General features: G+C 59.8%; 3 protein-coding genes. All 3 read right to left on the bottom strand.

The genetic code is table 11. The features are described 5' to 3' along the window. Positions 1–73 precede the first annotated feature (73 nt). Genes QMX91_RS30620 through QMX91_RS30610 form a run of 3 tightly spaced genes read right to left on the bottom strand, consistent with a single transcriptional unit; the run spans position 74 to position 2467 of the window. Positions 74–421: an Hpt domain-containing protein gene (locus QMX91_RS30620; protein ID WP_282413864.1), complete on the bottom strand. Its 348-nt coding sequence runs from the start codon at positions 419–421 to the stop codon at positions 74–76. A 37-nt stretch (positions 422–458) separates the two neighbouring features. Next, positions 459–2156 carry a fused response regulator/phosphatase gene (locus tag QMX91_RS30615; protein WP_282413863.1) on the bottom strand — a complete coding sequence of 566 codons (1698 nt, stop codon included), beginning with the start codon at positions 2154–2156 and terminating at the stop codon, positions 459–461. Positions 2157–2161: 5 nt separating this feature from the next. Further along, positions 2162–2467: an STAS domain-containing protein gene (locus QMX91_RS30610; protein ID WP_134785749.1), complete on the bottom strand. Its 306-nt coding sequence runs from the start codon at positions 2465–2467 to the stop codon at positions 2162–2164. Positions 2468–2630: the final 163 nt, after the last annotated feature.

Genomic DNA, 2630 nt, shown 5'->3' with positions numbered 1-2630 from the left:
AAAACACACTGTAATATTCCATGTGGGGGGCCAGTTTGGCCGGGCGGTTGCTAAACGCGCGGGACGGCAGGATTCAATGGGTCAGGGCGTGCTGGCGTTCGTCTTCGTAGTCAGGACGGACTTTCGCGAATTCGCGACTGATGTCGGCCACCATTTTGACGATTTCCGCGGGGCTTTTATTTTTGGCTTCCGATTCCAGCTCCTGGCAGAGCGCCGCCAACCGGACAGCCCCCATGTTGCTGGCGCTGCCCTTGAAACTGTGGGCAACTTCAGACAAAGCCTTGGCATCCGCCGTCTTCTGCAGCTCAGCCAAGCGACTTTCGGAATCGGTCAGAAAGGTATCCAGAAGCTCCGGATAACCCTCCTCCATGACTTCGCGCAGTACGCTCAGCGCCTGGCGATCAATATGTGTGTCAGTCACTTGTTCACTCCTTGATCAAGAATCCGCGAATTATGCCTCAACCCTCCCAGAAAAACTCCACGCAAGCACTGCGACCTTCGTCCGACCAACTGGCGTTATGCGCCAACTGCCGGATCAGACTGACCCCGCGCCCTGACAGACGGACACCGTCCAGCGGTCGCTCCATTACCCGCGCCACGTCAAAACCCTTGCCGCTGTCCTCGACGCGGATCACCAGACAACCACCGGCACCTTGCGGCTTCACCTGCAGATGCACGCGCACATAACCGTCCTGCAAGGCTTCTAGCCGCTCGTTGCGCATTTCATAGTAGTGGGCGAACCCAGCCGCATCGCGCTTGAGGCTGGAATCGAGACCCAGCACGCCGTGCTCCAGCGCATTGGAGTACAACTCGGCGAGCACGCTGTAGATCGCCCCACCCTGAGTGCGCAAGCCGTGTACTTCCAGCAACAATTGCAGCAGATACGGCAACGGATTGAAGCGCCTGAGCGTCGCCCCGCGAAACTCGAAACTTACCGACCAGTCCAGCGGACAGGATTGACCACTGTCGGAATACACCGGTGCCGACGGCATCACCTGCGCCGCCTCCAGCAAGCTGATCTCGACCATGCTCACATCGTCACGGGGCTCGCCGCGAAAGGCGTGCAAGGCCTGCTCGATCTCGGCGAACAGGTTGTCCGGCTCACGATTGGCGGCAAACAGTTGCTGCAAACGCTCGACACCGAACAAGCGATCGTCGGCGTCAGTGGTATCGATCACCCCGTCCGAAAGCAGGAACACCCGGTCACCCACGGCCATGGTCTGTACTTCGGTGCGATCATCAAACGCTTGCGGACTGAGCACCCCCAGCGGCAAATGGCGCGCCGCCAGCGGCACACGTTCGCCGGTGGCAATCCGATGCAGATAACCGTCAGGCATGCCGCCGTTCCACACCTCTACCGAACGCCGCTGAAAACTCAGACAAAGCATGGTCGCGCAGCAGAACATGTCCACCGGCAGGATGCGCTTGAGCTTGGCGTTCATCTCGCGCAGGGTTTCAGCCAGGCCGTAACCCTTGGCCGTCATGCCGTAAAACACTTCGGCCAGCGGCATCGCCCCCACCGCCGCCGGCAAGCCGTGGCCGGTGAAATCACCGAGCAGCACGTGCATGTCGCCGGCCGGGGTGTAGGCCGCCAGCAGCAGGTCGCCGTTGAACAACGCATAGGGTGATTGCAGGTAGCGAATGTTCGGCGCGCTCAGGCAGCCGGAATGCGCGACCTTGTCGAATACCGCTTTGGCCACGCGCTGTTCGTTGAGCAGGTAATCGTGATGTCTGGCGATCAGGTCACGCTGTTGCAGCACCGTGGCCTGCAAGCGGCGCAAGCGATCCATCGCCTTGATTTTGGCGGCGAGGATCACCTGGTTGTAAGGCTTCGCCAGAAAGTCGTCGCCACCTGCTTCCAGACAACGGGCAAGCGCTTCACTTTCGGTCAGCGAAGTCAGAAAGATGATCGGCACCAGGGTTTCCCCCGCCAGCGCCTTGATCTGCTGCGCCGCTTCGAAGCCGTCCATCACCGGCATCATCGCGTCCATCAGCACCAGATGCGGCGGCTGACGCTTGAACACCTCCAGCGCTTCGGCGCCATTGGCGGCGGTCAGCACTTCATGCCCCTGACGGCGGACGATGGTCGACAACAGTAACCGGTCGGCGGCACTGTCTTCGGCGATCAGGATCGTCAGCGGCTCTTGCGCCTGCATGGCTGTCAACTGATGTCGAACAGTTTGTCGAAGTTGGAGATGGCGAGAATCTTGCGCACGTCGGAGTTGCTGTTGATCACGCGTACATCCGAGTCGTCGCCGCCGGCATGATCGCGCAGCAGAAGCAGCATGCCCAGCGCGGAGCTGTCGAGGTAGGTGGCATCTTTCAGATCAACCACGATGGAGTCAGGTTTTCTGTTAAGCCGCTCATAGGACTCGCGAAATTCCTGATGGCGCCCAAAATCGAACCGCCCCTTGACCGAAATCGTCAGTTTTTGACCATCCGGAGAGACTTCTGTAACGACTGACATTGACTGGCTTCCTTGTCATTGACGAACGTGTACAAGGTTTAGCACCTGGACAGGGTTGGGGCAAGGCTCAGCGCAGAAGCAAATGTGGGAGCGGGCTTGCTCGCGAAGGCAATCGGTCAGTTGACTGAGGTGTTGACTGACACGACGCCTTCGCGAGCAAGCC

This window comes from Pseudomonas sp. PS01299 (assembly GCF_029960145.1).
Taxonomy (GTDB): domain Bacteria; phylum Pseudomonadota; class Gammaproteobacteria; order Pseudomonadales; family Pseudomonadaceae; genus Aquipseudomonas; species Aquipseudomonas putida_A.
This window is presented reverse-complemented; position numbering and strand designations above follow the sequence as displayed.